The sequence below is a fragment of the Micromonospora sp. GCM10011541 genome (assembly GCF_042650725.1).
Classification (GTDB): Bacteria; Actinomycetota; Actinomycetes; order Mycobacteriales; family Micromonosporaceae; genus Micromonospora; species Micromonospora sicca.
Genome location: NZ_JBHSBP010000055.1, coordinates 342520 through 360792 on the forward strand (window position 1 = coordinate 342520; position 18273 = coordinate 360792).

The 18273-nt window shown below is 73.9% G+C and carries 15 protein-coding genes; 10 read left to right on the plus strand and 5 right to left on the minus strand.

Annotation, left to right across the window (positions count from 1 at the left end):
- Window positions 1–14 precede the first annotated feature (14 nt).
- A complete protein-coding gene (locus tag ACFOYX_RS23685) occupies window positions 15–881 on the minus strand; it encodes a glutamate ABC transporter substrate-binding protein (protein ID WP_109799629.1) in 867 nt (288 codons plus the stop codon).
- 58 nt (window positions 882–939) lie between these two features.
- Window positions 940–1695 (minus strand): amino acid ABC transporter ATP-binding protein, encoded by a 756-nt coding sequence (locus ACFOYX_RS23690; RefSeq protein ID WP_322439217.1) that lies wholly within the window; start codon window positions 1693–1695, stop codon window positions 940–942.
- A gap of 200 nt (window positions 1696–1895) precedes the next feature.
- On the opposite strand from ACFOYX_RS23690, the gene selD reads away from it, so the two are divergent.
- The gene (selD, locus tag ACFOYX_RS23695; RefSeq protein ID WP_238454290.1) at window positions 1896–2885 is read left to right on the plus strand and encodes a selenide, water dikinase SelD; all 990 of its coding nucleotides are present in this window, start codon (window positions 1896–1898) and stop codon (window positions 2883–2885) included.
- Window positions 2886–3087: 202 nt separating this feature from the next.
- Window positions 3088–3567, plus strand: a complete 480-nt coding sequence (locus tag ACFOYX_RS23700; RefSeq protein WP_109799626.1) for a hypothetical protein — start codon at window positions 3088–3090, stop codon at window positions 3565–3567.
- A 56-nt stretch (window positions 3568–3623) separates the two neighbouring features.
- On the opposite strand, the gene ACFOYX_RS23705 is transcribed toward ACFOYX_RS23700, so the two are convergent.
- Window positions 3624–3851 carry a DUF2277 family protein gene (locus tag ACFOYX_RS23705; protein ID WP_089010531.1) on the minus strand — a complete coding sequence of 76 codons (228 nt, stop codon included), beginning with the start codon at window positions 3849–3851 and terminating at the stop codon, window positions 3624–3626.
- A 52-nt stretch (window positions 3852–3903) separates the two neighbouring features.
- Here ACFOYX_RS23705 and miaB point away from each other — a divergent pair, with 52 nt between their 5' ends.
- The 3 genes from miaB (at window position 3904) to ACFOYX_RS23720 (ending at window position 9005) form a co-directional block, all read left to right on the plus strand.
- Entirely contained in the window at window positions 3904–5403 is a 1500-nt protein-coding gene (gene miaB, locus ACFOYX_RS23710; protein ID WP_322439216.1) for a tRNA (N6-isopentenyl adenosine(37)-C2)-methylthiotransferase MiaB, read from the plus strand.
- Between the two features lie 273 nt (window positions 5404–5676).
- Window positions 5677–6141 (plus strand): hypothetical protein, encoded by a 465-nt coding sequence (locus tag ACFOYX_RS23715; RefSeq protein WP_322439215.1) that lies wholly within the window; start codon window positions 5677–5679, stop codon window positions 6139–6141.
- A 2-nt stretch (window positions 6142–6143) separates the two neighbouring features.
- A complete protein-coding gene (locus tag ACFOYX_RS23720) occupies window positions 6144–9005 on the plus strand; it encodes a M48 family metalloprotease (protein WP_322439214.1) in 2862 nt (953 codons plus the stop codon).
- 248 nt (window positions 9006–9253) lie between these two features.
- Here the strand turns inward: ACFOYX_RS23720 and ACFOYX_RS23725 are convergent, their stop codons facing one another.
- On the minus strand, window positions 9254–10465 hold the full coding sequence (locus ACFOYX_RS23725) for a DUF349 domain-containing protein (protein WP_322439213.1): 1212 nt from the start codon (window positions 10463–10465) through the stop codon (window positions 9254–9256).
- Between the two features lie 152 nt (window positions 10466–10617).
- Here ACFOYX_RS23725 and ACFOYX_RS23730 point away from each other — a divergent pair, with 152 nt between their 5' ends.
- From ACFOYX_RS23730 to dapF, 3 genes are read left to right on the plus strand one after another with little or no spacing between them, the layout of a single operon-like run.
- Window positions 10618–11385 carry a class III extradiol dioxygenase subunit B-like domain-containing protein gene (locus tag ACFOYX_RS23730; RefSeq protein WP_322439212.1) on the plus strand — a complete coding sequence of 256 codons (768 nt, stop codon included), beginning with the start codon at window positions 10618–10620 and terminating at the stop codon, window positions 11383–11385.
- Complete coding sequence (gene miaA / locus ACFOYX_RS23735; RefSeq protein WP_377534389.1) at window positions 11370–12293, plus strand: tRNA (adenosine(37)-N6)-dimethylallyltransferase MiaA; 924 nt, start codon at window positions 11370–11372, stop codon at window positions 12291–12293. The genes ACFOYX_RS23730 and miaA overlap by 16 nt, the downstream gene beginning before the upstream one ends.
- Window positions 12294–12300: 7 nt before the next feature.
- The gene (dapF, locus tag ACFOYX_RS23740; protein WP_201749414.1) at window positions 12301–13146 is read left to right on the plus strand and encodes a diaminopimelate epimerase; all 846 of its coding nucleotides are present in this window, start codon (window positions 12301–12303) and stop codon (window positions 13144–13146) included.
- 358 nt (window positions 13147–13504) lie between these two features.
- On the opposite strand, the gene ACFOYX_RS23745 is transcribed toward dapF, so the two are convergent.
- Complete coding sequence (locus ACFOYX_RS23745; RefSeq protein ID WP_322439210.1) at window positions 13505–14977, minus strand: NAD-dependent malic enzyme; 1473 nt, start codon at window positions 14975–14977, stop codon at window positions 13505–13507.
- 198 nt (window positions 14978–15175) lie between these two features.
- Between ACFOYX_RS23745 and hflX the strand changes: the two genes are divergently transcribed.
- Together hflX and ACFOYX_RS23755 are read left to right on the plus strand one after the other, a co-directional pair.
- Window positions 15176–16639, plus strand: coding sequence for a GTPase HflX (gene hflX, locus ACFOYX_RS23750; protein ID WP_322439209.1), 1464 nt, complete (start codon window positions 15176–15178; stop codon window positions 16637–16639).
- A 51-nt stretch (window positions 16640–16690) separates the two neighbouring features.
- Window positions 16691–18259: a hypothetical protein gene (locus ACFOYX_RS23755; RefSeq protein ID WP_322439208.1), complete on the plus strand. Its 1569-nt coding sequence runs from the start codon at window positions 16691–16693 to the stop codon at window positions 18257–18259.
- The last annotated feature ends 14 nt before the right edge of the window (window positions 18260–18273 follow it).

The following is an 18273-nucleotide window of genomic DNA, read 5'->3' on the forward strand; positions in this document are numbered from 1 at the left end:
GGCCCCGGAACCGGTCAGACGCTGCCGCAGTTGGTCAGCTTCGTGGTGTCCAGCTCGGGCGCGGCCTTGCCGCTCTTGCCCAGGGTGGCGTCCCAGGCGGCCTTGTACGTGCCGTCCGAGGCGGCGGCCTTGAGGATCTCGTTGACCTTCTCGCAGCCGTCCTTGTCGTCCTTCTTCAGGCCGATGCCGTACGGCTCGGTGGAGAAGGTCTTGCCGACCACCTTGAACTTGCCGGCGTACTGGGACTGCGCGGCGTAGCCGGCGAGGATGATGTCGTCGGTGGTCACCGCGTCGACCTGACCACCCTCCAGCGCCGTGATGCACTTCGAGTAGGCGTCGAACTGCTGGAGCTTGGCCTTCGGGTGGTCGGTCTGGATCCGCTTGGCCGGCGTGGAGCCCTGCACCGAGCAGACCTTCTTGCCGTCCAGGCCCTCGGGGCCGGTGATCGTCGAGTCGGCCTTCACCAGCAGGTCCTGACCGGCGACGAAGTACGGGCCGGCGAAGTTGACCTTCTGCTTGCGCTCGTCGTTGATCGTGTACGTCGCCACGACCAGGTCGACGGTGCCCTGCTGGATGAAGGGCTCACGGTTGGCGGAGACGGTGGTCTTCCACTCGATGTTGTTCGCGTCGACCCCCAGGCCCTTGGCCACGATCTTGGCGATCTCGATGTCGAAGCCCTCGTACGTGCTGCCGGTCTGCAGACCCAGGCCCGGCTGGTCGGCCTTGACGCCGATGACCAGCTTCTTCTGGCTCTGCGCCTTGCCGACGATGCCCTTGCCGCCCCCGTTGCCGGAACCGCCGTCGCCGTCGCCACCGCAGGCGCTCATGCCGAGGGCCAGGGTGGCCGCCGCGGCGACCGCCGCCACGTGCTTCATACGCATACTCTTCTCCTTCTTCGACGGGAGCCCGCCGGGGGACGGCGCGCTCCGCTAGGGACGCTCAGTGCGTGAGGATCTTGGAGAGGAAGTCCCTGGCCCGCTCGCTGCGCGGGTTGGCGAAGAACTCCGTCGGCGGGGCGTCCTCGACCAGCTTGCCGTCGGCCATGAAGATCACCCGGTTGGCCGCGTGCCGGGCGAAGCCCATCTCGTGGGTGACCACGACCATCGTCATGCCGTCGCGGGCCAGCGAGGTCATCACGTCCAGCACCTCGCCGACCATCTCCGGGTCCAGCGCGCTGGTCGGCTCGTCGAAGAGCATCGCCTTGGGCTGCATGGCCAGTGCGCGGGCGATCGCCGCGCGCTGCTGCTGACCGCCGGAGAGTTGGGCCGGGTACTTCTCGGCCTGGTTGGCGATGCCGACCCGGTCCAGCAGGGCCAGGCCGCGCTCGCGGGCGGCGGCCGGCTTCTCCTTGCGGACCTTCACCGGGCCGAGGGTGACGTTCTCCAGGATCGTCTTGTGCGCGAAGAGGTTGAACGACTGGAAGACCATGCCGACCTCGCTGCGCAGCTTCGCCAGCGCCTTCCCCTCGGCGGGCAGCGGCGTGCCGTCGAAGGTGATGCTGCCGGAGTCGATCGGCTCGAGGCGGTTGATCGTCCGGCAGAGCGTCGACTTGCCGGAGCCCGAGGGGCCGATGACCACGACCACCTCGCCCTTGCCGACGGAGAGCGACACGTCGTCCAGCACGTGCAGCGGGCCGAAGTACTTGTTGACCCCGTCCAGCACGATGAGCGGTTCGCCCGTCGTCACGTCGTCCACCGTCCCTGTCGGTCGTTCGTCCCGGAAGCGGGGTCGGTCGACCCCCGGTTGGGCCACTGTAGGCGGGCCTACGTGGCGTGATGCAACTCAGATGGTCACGGAGCGGTAACACCCGTTCCCGCCGTGCCCCGGAGTCCGAATTCCCTCACACGCCGGCCCGCCCAGTGGCGGCGGCCGGGTTTCACGGAGATCATGTACGGATGACCGACGCGATCCGGTTGACCGATTACGCCCGGGGCGGCGGCTGTGCCTGCAAGATCCCACCGGGCGAGCTGGAGGCGATGGTCGCCGGGCTGGGGCCGGCCGGCGGCACCGCCGACCTGCTGGTCGGACTGGAGCACGGCGACGACGCCGCGGTGGTCCGGCTCGACGAGCGGACCGGCCTGGTGAGCACCGCCGACTTCTTCACCCCGGTGGTGGATGACGCGTACGACTGGGGCCGGATCGCCGCGGCCAACGCGCTCTCCGACGTCTACGCGATGGGCGGCACCCCGCTGGTGGCGCTCAACCTGCTCTGCTGGCCACGGGAGAAGCTGCCGGTGGAGCTGGCCCGGGAGGTGCTGCGCGGCGGCCAGGACGTGGCCCGGGAGGCGGGCTGCCACCTGGCCGGCGGGCACAGCGTCGACGACGACGGCCCGAAGTACGGCCTCGCGGTCACCGGCGTGGTCCGGCCCGAGGAGCTGATCACCCTGGACGCCGGTCGCGCCGGCCTGCCGCTCTCGCTGACCAAGCCGCTCGGCGTCGGGGTGTTGAACACCCGGCACAAGGCCACCGGCGAGCGCTTCGCCGCGGCCGTCGCCTCGATGAGCGCGCTGAACCGGGACGCCGCCCGGGCGGCGGTGGCCGCCGGCATCCGCTGCGGCACCGACGTGACCGGCTTCGGCCTGCTCGGGCACGCCTCGAAGCTGGCCCGGGCGAGCCGGCTGACGGTCGCCATCGACGCGGCCCGGGTGCCGTATCTGCCCGGGGCCCGGGAGGCGCTGCGGGACGGGTACGTCAGCGGCGGTACCCGCCGCAACCTGGACTGGGTGACCCCGTGGACGGACTTCGGCGCCGCCGACGAGGGGGAGCGGCTGCTGCTGGCCGACGCGCAGACCTCCGGCGGCCTGCTGGTCGCGGGCGAGGTGCCCGGCGGCACGGTGATCGGCGAGCTGCTGCCCCGGGGCGAGCACCTGATCCGGATTCGCTGACCGCCAGGTCGTTGTCCCGAACGGGGCACCATACCCGATAAACTGTCATCTTCCCGCTACTCGGAGCAACGGTGCCCGAGGAAATTTTGCCCGGAATGGTCACAGACCGGTAACTTGGCCCCGGCTGAGGTCATATGCACCCCACCATCGTCATTAAGGCCCGATCCGGAGGCCGGTGGGACGAGCACAGCGAGGAGGCGGCATGACCGAGCTGTGGAACTGGAGAATCGACGGGGCGGCACCGGTGGAGGTGTACCCCGCGCTGGCCGAGGCGCTCGGCCGGGTGGTGATGCCCCTCGCCGTGGCCGACCCGGCCCGGCTGCCCACGTACGCGGTGATCTGCGACGTCTGGGAGGCGCCGGGCGAGTTCGGCACGATGGTCGACTGCTACGGGGTGCCCGAGCGGCTGCCCGAGCTGCCGAGCATCGCGGCGCTGGCCCGGCTGCTGGACCGCAACTGCCTGATGCGGGACGACACCCTCGACGACGGCCGGCACCTGCTGGTCGCCCCGGACGGCACCATCCGCCCGGTGCACTTCACCGTCACCGAGACGGACGACGGCGAGGTGCTCAGCGACCAGCGGCTCTGCACCATGGCCCACCCGGGCTGCCGGGGCTGGTCGCAGTGCCACCGCTCCCGGTGGGCCCCCGACTCGGTCGCCCCCGCGTTAGCCGCGGCCTGAGCCGGGCCCGGCCCGCGCGGGTCCGCGGGTCGGCTCCGGGCCCGGGCCGGGCGGCGTCAGGCGCGGGCCGTCGGCTGCTGGCCGCGTACCACCAGCTGGTCGAGCAGGGTCGCGGTGGCGGCGGCCACCGCGTCCACGGCGGCGTCGAAGGCGGCCGCGTTGTGGGCGGCGGGCGTCCGGAAGCCCGAGATCTTCCGGACGTACTGCAACGCCGCCGCGCGGACGTCCTCCTCGGTGACCACCGGGACGTACGGCTCACGCAGGGTCTTGATGCTCCGGCACATGGCTCCTCCTCGTTCGGTCCGACCAGCTCGGCCCGGATACGCTGTGCACGTCATGACTACCGCAGCCGCGGGCAGCCCGCGCACCTACCAGGTGCGTACGTACGGCTGCCAGATGAACGTGCACGACTCCGAGCGCATCTCCGGCCTGCTCGAACAGGCCGGTTACGTGCGCGCCGCCGAGGCCGACGACAACCCGGACGTGGTGGTGTTCAACACCTGCGCCGTCCGGGAGAACGCCGACAACCGGCTCTACGGCAACCTGGGTCATCTGCGCCCCGTGAAGGACAAGCACCCCGGGATGCAGATCGCGGTCGGCGGCTGCCTGGCCCAGAAGGACCGCGGCGAGATCGTCCGCAAGGCCCCCTGGGTGGACGTGGTCTTCGGCACGCACAACATCGGCTCGCTGCCGGTGCTGCTGGAGCGGGCCCGGCACAACGCGGCCGCCGAGGTGGAGATCCTCGAATCCCTCGACGTCTTCCCCTCCACGCTGCCCACCCGGCGCGAGTCGACGTACGCCGGCTGGGTGTCGATCTCGGTGGGCTGCAACAACACCTGCACGTTCTGCATCGTGCCCTCCCTGCGCGGCAAGGAGAAGGACCGCCGCCCCGGTGACATCCTCTCCGAGGTGCGCGCCCTGGTCGACGAGGGCGTGCTGGAGGTGACCCTGCTCGGGCAGAACGTCAACTCCTACGGCGTCGAGTTCGGTGACCGGTACGCCTTCGGGAAGCTGCTGCGCGCCTGCGGCGACATCGACGGGCTGGAGCGGGTCCGGTTCACCAGCCCGCACCCGAAGGACTTCACCGACGACGTGATCGCCGCCATGGCCGAGACGCCGAACGTCTGCCACTCGCTGCACATGCCGCTGCAGTCCGGCTCGGACGACGTGCTGCGCGCGATGCGCCGGTCGTACCGGTCGGAGAAGTACCTGGGGATCATCTCCAAGGTCCGAGCGGCGATGCCGGACGCGGCCATCACCACCGACATCATCGTCGGCTTCCCCGGCGAGACCGACGCCGACTTCGAGCGGACCCTCGACGTGGTCCGCGAGGCCCGGTTCTCCTCGGCGTTCACCTTCCAGTACTCCAAGCGGCCCGGCACCCCCGCCGCGACCATGGACGGCCAGCTCCCCAAGCAGGTCGTGCAGGAACGCTACGAGCGGCTGATCGCCTGCGTGGAGGAGATCACCTGGGCGGAGAACCGGAAGCTGGTGGGGGAGACCGTCGAGGTGCTGGTCGCCGTCGGCGAGGGGCGCAAGGACGAGCGCACCGGCCGGCTGTCCGGCCGCGCCCGCGACGGCCGCCTCGTACACTTCGACGCCGGCAGCCTCGCGGGGCAGATCCGGCCCGGCGACATCGTGCACACCACCGTCACGTACGCCGCCCCGCACCACCTCAACGCCGACGGCGAGCCGCTGTCGCACCGGCGTACCCGGGCCGGCGACGCCGCCGAGGCCGGCCGCTCCCCGCGTACCCCCGGGGTGGTGCTCGGGCTGCCGACGATCGGCGCGCCGGCCGCGGTGCCCGCGCCGACCACCGGCTGCGCCGCGCACTGACCCACCGCCGACGGCCGGGACCCCCCGTGGTGGTCCCGGCCGTCGTGCCGTCCGGGCCCGGCCTGGGCCGGGCCGGCGCGGTCAGCCAGCGGCGCCGTTGAGCCTCACCGTGCCGGGTTTCTGGTCAGCGCACCTCGATGCGTCAACCGGGACCGCGCAGTCCTGCCGGCGCCCGGCGCGTGCCCCCGCTGACCGACGGTGCACGGGTCATCACGCCGGGCCGGTCGGCCATAAGCTGGGGCCGTCACGCGTCCGTCCGATGAGGAGGCTCCCATGGCCGCGACCGTCCCCGAGGTCGTCCGGGACGTCATCACCGAGGTCGCGCCGCACGAGCTGCCACTGGTGGAGGGGCTGAGCCGGCTGCCGCCGGACCGGGTGTCGGGCCTGTTGCGCCGCCCGCACCGCCCGGAGGAGCTGGGCTTCGGCCTGACCGAGGCGGTCGCCGCGCTCACCCCGGTGGTGTGGATCGCCGTCGACGAGGCGAGCCGGATGGGCGTGAAGGCGCTGGCCGACGGCGTCGGCGGCCGGCTCCGCCGGCTGTTCCGACGGCGGTCGCGGCCCGCCCTGCCGGCCACCGTCCCGCACCTGACCAGGGAACAGTTGGCCGCCGTGCACGAACGGGTGCGGGCCGGCGCGAGCGCGGCGGGGCTCGACGATCCCGCCGCCCGGGGTGTGGCCGACCACGTGGTGGCCCGCCTGGTGCTCGAACCGCCCGCCGCGCCCCGGGCCGAGCGGTGAGCGTGGCGGAGCCCTCCGCCGCGCCCGCCACCGCCCACCCACCGTCCACGGTGCGGCTGCCGGGGATCGCCGCCGGGACGACCCTGCGCTTCGTCCTGCTGCTGATGACCGTGCTGACCGCGGCCGTCACCATGCTCGGCGAGCTCGCCCAGCTCCTGCCCCCGCAGAACCACGCCCTGGCCTGCGACCTCGCCACCGGCTTCGATCCGGCCAGCGACGAGCTGGCGAACCTGCTCCGCACCGGCGACCCCGCGGCGGTGGAGCGGTGCGTGTCCAGCCTGCCGTACGCCGGCCGGTGGCGGGCGCCGGCCGGGGTGCTCGCCGTGCTCGCCGCCGCGGCCGTGCTCTACCTGTGGCTGCCCCGGTGGCGCAACCGCGGCAGCCGGGTGGTCCCGCTGTCGCGGGTGGACCCGGACGGCGCGGCGAGGGCCGAACTGACCGCCCTGGCCGGGCAGGCCGGACTCGCCGCCCCGCCCGGGTTCGTGGTCGATCCGACCGCGCTGGCCCGCGGCGCGGTGACGTACGGGTGGTTCGGCCGGTACACCGTGCGGCTCCACGGCGGGCTGCTGCTCAGCCGCACCACCGACCCGGAGACCTTCCGGGCGACCGTCCTGCACGAGTACGCGCACCTGCGCAACCGGGACGTGGGCATCAGCTACGCGGTGGTGGCGCTCTTCCGCGCCTTCGCCGGCCTGGTCTGCCTGCCGTACCTCGTGCTGGTCGGGGGATCGCTGCTCGGGGCCCAGTTCTTCGGCTGGTTCGTCGGCGCGGACGAGGTGCTCTGGCCGGCCGCACGGACCCCGCTGATCCGGCAGCTCGTGGTCGCGTCCTTCCTGCTGGTCATGGTCCAACTGGCCCGGGTGGACATCCTGCGGCACCGCGAGCTGCACGCCGACGCGGACGCCGTGGCCGCCGGGGCCGACGTGCGGGTCTGGGCGAAGGCCGCCGGCGGCGATCCGGAGCCGCCGCGGCCCCACCCGGTCCGCGCGCGGCTGCGCAGACTGCTGCGGACCCACCCGTCCTGGCCGGACCGGCGGCGCTCCCTGGCCGACCCCGCGCCGCTGTACGCGCTGAGCGGGGTCCAGTTCTTCCTGCTCGGTTGGGCCGCCCTCTTCCTGGTGCTCCAGTTGGAGAGCATCACCTCCACCGGCGTGGCGTGCTGGGTGGTCGGGACCCCCGTGGCGGCGGTCGTGACGATCTCGGTGTGGCGGACCGTCGGGTACGCGGTGGCCACCGGCGAGGCCGCGCCCACCGGCGTCGCCGCCGGGTCGTGGCTGGGGACCGGGCTGGTCACCGCGGAGCTGACCAGCGGATTCACCGGTGGACCGCAGTGGTTCCCGCCCCGCCCCGAGGTGCTGCTGCTCCTGCTGCTGGCGGCCATCGTGTTCGTCGGGTGGATCACCCAGTGCGCCCGGCTGCGGTTGGCGTCCTGGCGCGGCGGGCCGCTGCGGGCCAGCCTCGGCGTCGCCCTCGCCGCCGGCGTCCTCGTGGCGGTCGCCGGCCTCGACCTGTGGCAGCGGATCCTGCGGTTGCGCCTGCTCGGCGACCTCGCCGGCGCGTTCGGGTTCGGCGACACCCTCACCCGATCGTTCCCCGGCCCGTGGGACGCGCACCAGACCGAGCTGTCCCTGCTCACCCGGACGCTGCCGGCGCTGGCCCCGGCGGGCGCCGACCAGATCGCGATCGGCGCGGCGGTCGTGCTCTGGCTCTTCCCGCTGGTCTGGTGGACGTGGTGGGCGCCCCGGGGAGGTGGCCTCCCGGGGCTGCCGCGCCTCCTCCTCCCCGGGCTGGCCGGCGGGGCGGTCTGCCTGCTCGGCATCGTCGCGGTGATGGCCCACCAGCACTCCTGGCAGCCGCCGGCGGGCGAGCTCCGCGTCGGCGCGTTCGCGCTGCTCTACGCCTGGTGGAGCGTCGCGGCGATCTGGGTGGGGTCGGCGGTGACCGCCCTCGCCGTGGCGGCCACCGCCCGACCGTACCGCCTCCTGCGCGCCCTGCTGGCGGCCGGGCTCGCCCAGGTCGTCGCCCTGGTCGGTCTGGCGGTGCTGGCCTCGGTCGACGGCTGCCTCGGTCCGCTGCGGACGATGGGCGACAGCTGCCACGTCCTGCCGGCGGTGGCCTGGCCGCTCCTGGTGATCCTGACCGGTCCCGCGCTGCTGGCCGTCTTCGGCGCGGCGCTGGTCGCGGGCGTAGGTGCGCTGCTGGCGGCGCCGCTGCACCGGCTCGCCGCGCGCCGCCGTCCGGCGCCCCGGTCCGCCGCTGCGACGCGGGGCCGCGCCCGGTGGGCCGTCGTGGCCGTGATCTGCGGCGGGGCACTGCTGGCGACCGGCACCGCGTCGTACGGGGCCCGGACGAGTTCCACCAGCGGGTTGGCGGCGGCCGTACCGGCGGAATCCACCTCGACGGCGGGCCCGAAGCTGCGCGCCATGCAGCTGCTGATGTGGTGGAAGCTCGGCGGCCAGGCGCACGTCCTGGAGCTGACCTCGGCCTACCAGGGGTACAACCGGTTCATCCAGGAGCTGGCCGCCACCCGGCCGGGCCCCGACGGAACCGTGCCCCTGGACGTGGCGACCCTGCGGGCCCACTGCGACGCGCTGCGGCTCGGGGCGACCGCGGCCGAGGGCTACCTGCGGGTGCCCGACGCCGACCTCCAGGGCCGGTGGGCCGACGGACTGGCCATCACCCGCCGGGCCGCCGAGGACTGCGCGCGCGTCCTGGACGGGCCGGACGAGTCGGCGCCGCTCGAAGCCGCCCTCGGCGGCCTGGTCGACGCCGAGAACCAGCTGCTGCCCACGATCGAGGCGCTCAACGCCGCCGTCAGCGACGCACTGCGCTACTGGCCCGGGCTGCGCCGGGACGGTCCCTGACCGGACCGCACGCGGCGGCGCCGCCCGTCCGGCCGGCCCGGCTGGGTCCGACCGGCCCGCACTGCGTCGGGCCCGCCCGTACTGCGCCGGGCCGGCCCGTACTGCGCCGGGCCGGCCCGTACTGCGCCGGGCCGGCCTGCCCTGCGCCCCGCCGGCCGGCCTGCGCCGTCCGGCCGGCGCGGGTCGGGGCCGGACGCGCGGAAGCCCCCGTCCCGCGCCGGGGACCGGGGCCTCCGGAGTGCTTCCGCTCAGCCGGCTGCCTGCTCGGCCAGCTGGAGGAACTGCCGCTTGGAGGCCAGCGCCTGCTCCGCCTCCTTGATCCGGCGCGCGTCACCGGCGGCCTGGGCCCGGGACAGCCGCTCCTCGGCCTCCGCGACCTGCGCCCGCATCTGCGCGAGCAGCGGGTTGTCCTCCTTGGTGGTGCGCCGCCACGCCGAGTCCATGACCTCGCGGACCTTGTCGTCGACGGCGCGCAGCCGGCGCTCCAGCCCGGCGGCGGCCTCCCGCGGCACCCGGCCGGCCTCGTGCCACTGCGCCTGGATCTCCCGCAGCTTCGCCTGGGCGCCCTTCGGATCGGCGTCCACGTCGAGGGCCTCGGCCTCGGCGAGCAGGGCCTGCTTGCGCTCCAGGTTGGCGCGCTGCTCGTTGTCCCGCGCCGAGAAGACCTCACTGCGCCGGGTGAAGAACTCGTCCTGCGCCGCCCGGAACCGTTCCCAGAGCTTCTGCTCGGCCTCCTTGGACGCCCGCGGCGCGGCCTTCCACTGGGTCATCAGGTCCTTGAGCTGGTTGGCGGTGACCGCCCAGTCGGTGGAGTCCTTAAGCTTCTCGGCCTCGGCGACCAGCTCCTCCTTGACCGTCTGCGCCTGCTTGCGCTGCTGGTCGAGGGAGGCGAAATGGGCGCCCCGCCGGCGGGTGAAGCCGTCCCGGGCGGCGGCGAACCGCTTCCACAGCTCACCGTCAGTCTTCTTGTCGACGCCGCGGATGGTCTTCCACTCGTCGAGGATCTCCTTGAGCCGGTCCCCGGCGGTCTTCCAGCCGGTCGACTCGGCGGCCAGCTTCTCGGCCTCCTCCACCAGGGCGGTCTTGCGCGCGAGGGCCTCGCCCCGGGCGGCGTCCCGGGCGGCCTTCGCCTCGCCGGCCTTCGCCTCGGCCACCTCGGCGAGCTTGTCCAGCCGGGCGGCCAGCGCGTCGATGTCACCGACGACGTGCGCCTCGGGCAGGGAGGCGCGGATCCGCCGGATGGTCGTCAGCGACCCGCCGGCGTCCGCGGCGCCGGAGTTGAGCCGGGCCTCGGTCAGGTCCACCTCGGTCACCAGGTCGGCGAAGCGCCGGGCGAAGTGGGCCAGCCCCTCCTCCGGGGCCCCCGCCTGCCAGGATCCGACCACCCGCTCGCCCTCGGCGGTCTTGACGTACACGGTGCCGTCCGCGTCCACCCGTCCGAAGGCAGTCCAGTCGCTCATGTGCCCATCCTCGTTCTCCCGGCGTCGACGGGACAGCCCCCGCGATCGCCGCCACGGCGCAGCAAAGTTACTCCGGGCATTGTCACAGGTCCGACCCCGTCCGCGTCGAGCGCCTGTCGTCGACCGTGACCATACGGTGTCCTACCGTCCGAATGACCGGATCGGCGCGGGGACGCACCGGGGGATCCCGCTACGGTGAGGGCGTGCCTCTGGTCGCCGCCGCCGTCTGCCCCCACCCGCCGTTGATCGTGCCCGAGCTGGCCGGCGCCGCCGCGCCCGAGCTGGACGACCTCCGCGCCGCCGCCGCCGCGGCCGTCACCCGGCTCCTCGCCGCCCGACCGGACTGCGTGGTCGTGCTGGGCTCGGGCCCGGCGACCGGCTGGATCATCCCGCCCGCCACCGGGTCGCTGCGCGCCTGGGGTGTCGACCTGACCGTCCCGCTCGTGCCGGCGCTGCCGGACGGCGAGGCGGTTCTGCCGCTGAGCCTCACCGTCGGGGCGTGGCTGCTCAACCGGCAGCGGGTCGGCGTGCGCGTGGTCGGTGCCCAGGTGAGCCCGGAGGCGACCCTCGGCGAGCTGGGCGGCTTCGCCGACCAGGTGCACGAGTACCGCCCCCGGGTGGCGCTGCTGGTGATGGGGGACGGGTCGGCCTGCCGGGGGCGGCAGGCGCCCGGCTACGACGACCCGCGCGCCGAGGCGTACGACGAGGGGGTGGCCAGGGCCCTGGCCGACGCGGACCCCGACGCCCTGCTCGGCCTGGACCCGGCGCTGTCGGCGGAGCTGAAGGTCGCCGGAAGGGCGCCCTGGCAGGTGCTGGCCGCCACGGCGCGGGCGGCGGGCGGCGACTGGCGCGGCGAGCTGAGCTACGCCGCGGCGCCCTACGGCGTCTCCTACTTCGTGGCGAACTGGGCGCCGGCGTGAGGGGCACGGTGGTGGCCGTGGTCGGGCCGACCGCGGCCGGCAAGTCGGCGCTGAGCATCGCCCTGGCGCACGCCCTCGACGGTGAGGTGGTCAACGCGGACTCGATGCAGCTCTACCGGGGCATGGACATCGGCACCGCCAAGCTGACCCCCGCCGAGCGGGAGGGCGTGCCGCACCACCTGCTGGACATCTGGGACGTGACCGAGCCGGCCAGCGTCGCCGAGTACCAGCGGCTGGCCCGCGCGGCGGTCGACGACATCCTGGCCCGGGGGAGGGTGCCGCTGCTGGTCGGCGGCTCGGGGCTGTACGTACGGGCGGTGCTGGAGCAGTTCGAGTTCCCCGGCACCGACCCGGCGGTGCGGGCCCGGCTGGAGGCGGAGCTGGCGGCGGTCGGCCCGGCCCCGCTGTACGCCCGGTTGACCGAGGCCGACCCGGCGGCGGCGGCCGGCATCCTGCCCGGCAACGGCCGGCGGATCGTCCGCGCCCTGGAGGTGATCGAGCTGACCGGTGCGCCGTTCACCGCCTCGCTGCCCGAGCCGACACCGTACTACCCCTCCGTGCAGCTCGGCGTCGACCTGGACACCGCCCTGCTGGACGAGCGGATCGCGCTGCGGGTGGACCGGATGTGGGCCGACGGCCTGGTCGCCGAGACCCGGACGCTGGTCGGCGCCGGCCTGCCCGAGGGGCGTACGGCCAGCCGGGCGCTCGGCTACCAGCAGGTGCTGCGGTTCCTCGCCGGGGAGCTGACCGAGGTCGAGGCGCACGACGAGACGATCCGCGCCACCCGCCGGTTCGTCCGGCGGCAGCGGTCCTGGTTCCGGCGCGACCCGCGCGTCCACTGGCTGGACTCGGCGTCGCCGGCGTTTGTCGAGACTGCGCTGCGGGTGGTCGCCGACCATCGGGGATGATGGGGGCGTGGAGTTCACCAAGGGCCACGGCACCGGCAACGACTTCGTGATCCTGCCCGACCCGGACGGGGCGCTCGACCTCACCCCGGGCCTGGTCGCGGCGATCTGCGACCGGCGGCGCGGGATCGGCGGGGACGGCGTGCTGCGGGTGGTCCGGGCGGCCAAGCACCCCGAGGGCGCCGCCCTGGCGGGCGACGCCGAGTGGTTCATGGACTACTGGAACTCCGACGGTTCGTTCGCCGAGATGTGCGGCAACGGGGCCCGGGTCTTCGTCCGGTACCTGCTGGAGACCGGCCTGGCCACGCCGTCCGGCGCCGCGCTGCCGGTAGCCACCCGGGCCGGCGTCGTGCGCGCGCGGGTCGAGGGTGAGGCGATCGCCGTGGAGATGCGCCGCCCCCTGCTGTACGCCACGGCCACCGCCACCCTGGGCGGGCTGACCCTGCCCGGCGCCGCGGTGGACGTCGGCAACCCGCACCTGGTCTGCGCCCTGCCGGCGGGGCTGGACCTGGCGGCCCTCGACCTGACCCGCGCCCCGGACGTCGACCCGGGCGTCTTCCCGGCCGGGGTGAACGTCGAGTTCACCGCGCCGGGGGAGCCCGTGGACGGCACCGACGGGCACGTGCTGATGCGGGTCTACGAGCGCGGCTCGGCCGAGACCCTCTCCTGCGGCACCGGCGCCTGCGCGGTCGGCGCGGTGGCCCTGCGCGACGCGGGGCAGGACACCGGCACGATCACGGTCGACGTGCCCGGCGGACGCCTCACGGTGACGGTGACCGACGACTCCTGCTGGCTGTCGGGCCCGGCGGTCCTGGTCGCCACCGGCGAGCTCACCCCGGGCGCTCTGCTCTCCTAGATTCCGTCCTGCCGCCCGCCTGAGTCTGGTCCTGCGCGGGTGGAGGCGCTTCGCGCCCGCCGCGCCGGTCCGGCGGTTGGCGTCCGTCGCCCCGCCCATCGGCACCGGAGACCCGCATCGCCCCCGGGGCCGCCCCCGAGGGATGTGCTGTGCGTCCTTTGCTCTGCTTCAGCCGGTGCAACACCCGCTGTCCGGATACCGGACGTCAGGTGTTGCCGTGGCTGCAGCAGAGCAAAGGACGCGGGCCCACCACCCGCGGTCGGTCGTCCACGGGGTGGCCCCAGCGGAGGCGGGGTGGGGTGGGGGTTCGGGTGCGTTGTTGTCGCCACGGCGACAAGAAACGCACCCGAAGGTGGGGTCAGGGGATGGCGCTGGCCTCGGCGGCGATCTCGGGGAGGTCGGCCGGGCCCGGGTCGGCGGCCGGCGGCGGGGTGACGGCCGGGTTCTGGGCGGCGGCGCGGACGGCCGCGGCGACCGCCGGGGCCACCCGGGAGTCGAAGACGCTCGGCACGATCACCGTGGGGTTGATCTTTTCCTCGCCGACCACGTCCGCGATCGCCCGGGCCGCCGCGATCGCCATCTCCTCGGTGAACTCCTCGGCGTGCGCGTCCAGCATGCCGCGGAAGACGCCCGGGAAGGCGAGCACGTTGTTGATCTGGTTCGGCTGGTCGGAGCGGCCGGTGGCGACCACGGCGGCGTGCTTGCGCGCCTCCCGCGGGTCGACCTCCGGGTCCGGGTTGGCCAGCGCGAAGACGATCGAGTCCTTGGCCATGGTGGCGATGTCGTCGCCGGTGAGCAGGTTCGGCGCGCTGACCCCGATGAACACGTCCGCGCCGCGGATCGCGCCCGGCAGGTCGCCGGAGTAGTTCTCCTTGTTGGTGTTCTCCGCCAGCCACTGCCAGGCCGGGTTCAGGTCGGGCAGGCCGCGGTGCAGGGCGCCCTGCCGGTCGTACGCGATGATGTCGCCCACGCCCTGGCGCAGCAGCAGCTTCATGATCGCGGTGCCGGCCGCGCCGGCTCCGGAGACCACCACCCGGACGTCCGCGAGCTGCTTGCCCACCACGCGCAGCGCGTTGGTCAGCGCGGCCAGCACGCAGATCGCGGTGCCGTGCTGGTCGTCGTGGAAGACCGGGATGTCCAGCAGCTCACGCAGCCGGGCCTCGATCTCGAAGCAGCGCGGCGCGGCGATGTCCTCCAGGTTGATCCCGCCGTACGCGGGCGCGATGGCCTTGACGATCGCCACGATCTCGTCGGTGTCCTGGGTGTCCAGCACCACCGGCCAGGCGTCCACCCCGCCGAAGCGCTTGAACAGCGCCGCCTTGCCCTCCATCACCGGCAGCGACGCGGCCGGCCCGAGGTTACCCAGGCCGAGCACCGCGGAGCCGTCGCTGACCACGGCCACCGTGTTGCGCTTGATGGTCAGCCGGCGGGCGTCGGCCGGGTTCTCGGCGATCGCCATGCAGACCCGGGCCACCCCGGGGGTGTACGCGCGGGACAACTCGTCGCGGTTCCGCAGCGCGACCTTCGAGCTGACCTCGATCTTGCCGCCGAGGTGCAGCAGGAAGGTCCGGTCGGAGACCTTGCGGACGTCCACGCCGTCCAGCGCGGTGAGCGCGTCGACCACCTGGTCGGCGTGGCTGGCGTCGGCGGTGTCGCAGGTGAGGTCGACGATCACGCTGGTCGGATCGGAGTCGACCACATCCAGCGCGGTGACGATCGCGCCGGCCTCGCCCACCGCGGTGGTCAGCCGGCCGATGGAGGAGGCGTCCGCGGTCACCGCGATCCGGATCGTGATCGAGAATCCCGCACTCGGAAGTCGGGTGATGGCCACGGATAATCCCTCCGTCAACACTGAGCGGTTCGCCCCGCATTTCTACCCGCCCACCCAGGTCGCCCGGCATCCGCCCCCGCAATTGGGGGTGTGCGCCACGGGCATATAGCAGGTGCGTCGCGCGTTGACACATGTCAGGATTGCTCGGTACAGGACCGAAATCACTCGGTAGCTGACAGAACGGACAGGAGACACGGTTTGCGAGACCAGGAGACCTACGTTCCCTTCGAGGACGACGAGCTCGACACCACCACCGGTGAGTTCGAGCTGTCGGAGCGGCAGGCGTTGCGGCGGGTCCCCGGCCTCTCGACCGAGCTCACCGACATCACCGAGGTCGAATACCGCCAGCTGCGGCTGGAGCGGGTCGTCCTGGTGGGCGTCTGGACCGAGGGCACCCAGGACGACGCGGAGAACAGCCTCACCGAGCTGGCGGCGCTGGCCGAGACGGCCGGGTCGCAGGTGCTCGAGGGGCTGATCCAGCGTCGCAACCGGCCGGACCCGGCCACCTACGTCGGCCGGGGCAAGGTCGAGGACCTCGGCGCGCTGGTGCTCTCCACCGGCGCCGACACGGTGATCTGCGACGGTGAACTCTCCCCGTCCCAGCTGCGCAACCTGGAGCAGCGCACCAAGGTCAAGGTGGTGGACCGCACCGCCCTGATCCTCGACATCTTCGCCCAGCACGCCAAGAGCAAGGAAGGTAAGGCGCAGGTCGAGCTGGCCCAGCTCGAATACCTGCTCCCGCGGCTGCGCGGTTGGGGTGAGACGCTCTCCCGGCAGACCGGTGGTTCCGGCCGCGGCGGCGGCGCCGGCGGCGGCGTGGGCCTGCGCGGTCCCGGTGAGACCAAGCTCGAGACCGACCGGCGTCGGATCCGGCACCGCATCTCACGGCTGCGCCGCGAGATCAAGGGCATGAAGACGGTACGCCAGACCAAGCGCGCCCGTCGGTCCCGCAACGCGGTGCCCGCGGTGGCCATCGCCGGCTACACCAACGCTGGCAAGTCCAGCCTGCTCAACCGGCTGACCGGCGCAGGGGTGCTGGTGGAGAATGCGCTCTTCGCCACGCTGGACCCGACCACCCGCAAGGCCACCACGTCGGACGGGCGGCTCTACACCCTGTCCGACACGGTCGGCTTCGTCCGGCACCTGCCGCACCAGATCGTCGAGGCGTTCCGCTCGACCCTGGAGGAGGTCGCCGACTCCGACCTGGTGGTGCACGTGGTGGACGGCACCCATCCGGACCCGGAGGAGCAGGTCCGGGCGGTCCGCGAGGTGCTCGCCGAGGTGGGCGCCGACCGGCTGCCCGAGCTGCTGGTGGTCAACAAGACCGACACCGCCGACGAGGAGACGCTGCTGCGGCTCAAGCGGCTCTGGCCCGACGCGGTCTTCGTCTCCGCGCACAGCGGGCGCGGGGTCGACGGGCTGCGCGAGGCGATCGAGGGGCGGCTGCCCCGCCCGGCGGTGGAGGTGCACGCGGTGCTCCCGTACGACCGGGGCGACCTGGTGGCCCGGCTGCACCGGCAGGGCGAGGTGCTGAGCACCCGCCACCTCCCCGAGGGGACGCTGCTGCACGTCCGGGTCGGCGAGGCGCTCGCCGCCGAGCTGGCGCCGTTCCGCGCCGGCGACCGGCTCGTCGCGCAGGAGCGGGTGGGCGCCGGCCGCTGAGGCCGTCCGGCGTCACCCGCCCGGGTAACCGGGCATGCGACACTTGGCGTCATGCGGCACGTTGTCTCCTCGGTCACGGTTGCGCTCGGCCTGCTGGGCGCGACGGTGGCGCCTGCCGGGGTCGCCCTGGCGGGTCCCGCCGCGGCCCCCGTGCAGGCCGCGGCCCCCGGCAAGAAGAAGTGCACCGTCGAGGACGAGCGGCTGAAAGAGCTGTCCGGCCTGGTCGCCACGACCACCGGCTACATCGTCATCAACGACGGCAGCGACTTCGACAGCCGCAAGAAGGTCTTCTACCTCGACACCAAGTGCAAGATCTCCAAGACCCCGGTGAACTACACGGGGTCGGGGCCGTTCGACACCGAGGACCTGGCGCTGTCGTCGGACCGCACGACCCTCTGGATCGCCGACACCGGGGACAACGTCACCAGCAAGACCCGCCGGGAGCGGGTCGCGGTGTGGAACATGCCCGTCGGCGGCGGCAAGCAGCCGGTGCTGCACCGGCTCGCGTACCCGCAGAAGGAGCCGCACGACGCCGAGGCGCTGCTGATCGGTGACGACGGCAAGCCGCTGATCATCACCAAGGAGCTCTCCGGCAAGTCGGAGATCTTCACCCCGACGGCCGCGCTGAAGGCCAGTGGCGACACCGAGCCGGTGCCGATGCAGAAGGTCGGCGAGGTCACGCTCCCCAAGACCACCACGGACAACAAGCTGGGCGCGACCGGTCGGCTCCTGGTCACCGGCGCGGCCCGCTCGCCGGACGGTACGAAGGTGGTGCTGCGGACGTACGCGGACGCCTTCGAGTTCGACGTGGCCGGCGGCGACATCGTCGGCGCGCTGACCACGGTCAAGCCCCGGGTCACCCCGCTGACCGACCCGTTCGGCGAGGCGATCTCCTACACCCCGGACGGCAAGTCCTTCGTCACCGTCTCCGACGGCGGCCAGCTGGCCCCCGAGGACCCGATCGACATCCTCAGCTACGTCCCGTCGACCAAGGGGGTCGAGGCGCTGCCGGCCGCCGGCGAGGTGGCGAAGCCGCCCGCCGAGAAGTCCTGGGTCGAGGGGCTGACCCTGGACGAGATCACGTACCTGATCGCCGCGGTCGGCGCGCTCGGCGCCCTGCTGGTCGGCGCGGGCATCTTCGGCATCCTCCGGTCCCGGCGTCGGCCCGCACCGGCCACCGACCGGGCGGACGGACCGGACGGGGACGGACCCCCGATGAACGGCTTCGACGACGGCCGCGCCGAGGGCGGGCCGCCGGCAGGCGGCCCTCGGGGCGGCGTGTACGGCGGTCCGGCCGGCGGCGGCTACGGCCCCGGGCCGGTGAACGGCGCGCCGGGCCGGCCCGCCTCGGGCGGGGTGTACGGCGGCGGTCGTCCCGCCGAGGGCGGCCGTCCGCAGGGCGGCGTGTACGGCGGCGGTGGCGGCCGTCCGCAGGGCGGCGGGGTCTACGGCGGCGCACCGCAGGGCGGCGGCGTGTACGGCGGCGGCCGCGCGGAGCCGCCCCGGCGTGACTCGGACTACCGGGATCCGCGCGGGGGCCGCCGCAACGGGTACGACGACGGACGGGGCCAGTACGGGCAGGTGCCCGGCGGCCGCGAGTACCGCGGCGACCGCTACTGAGCACAGCGCCGGGT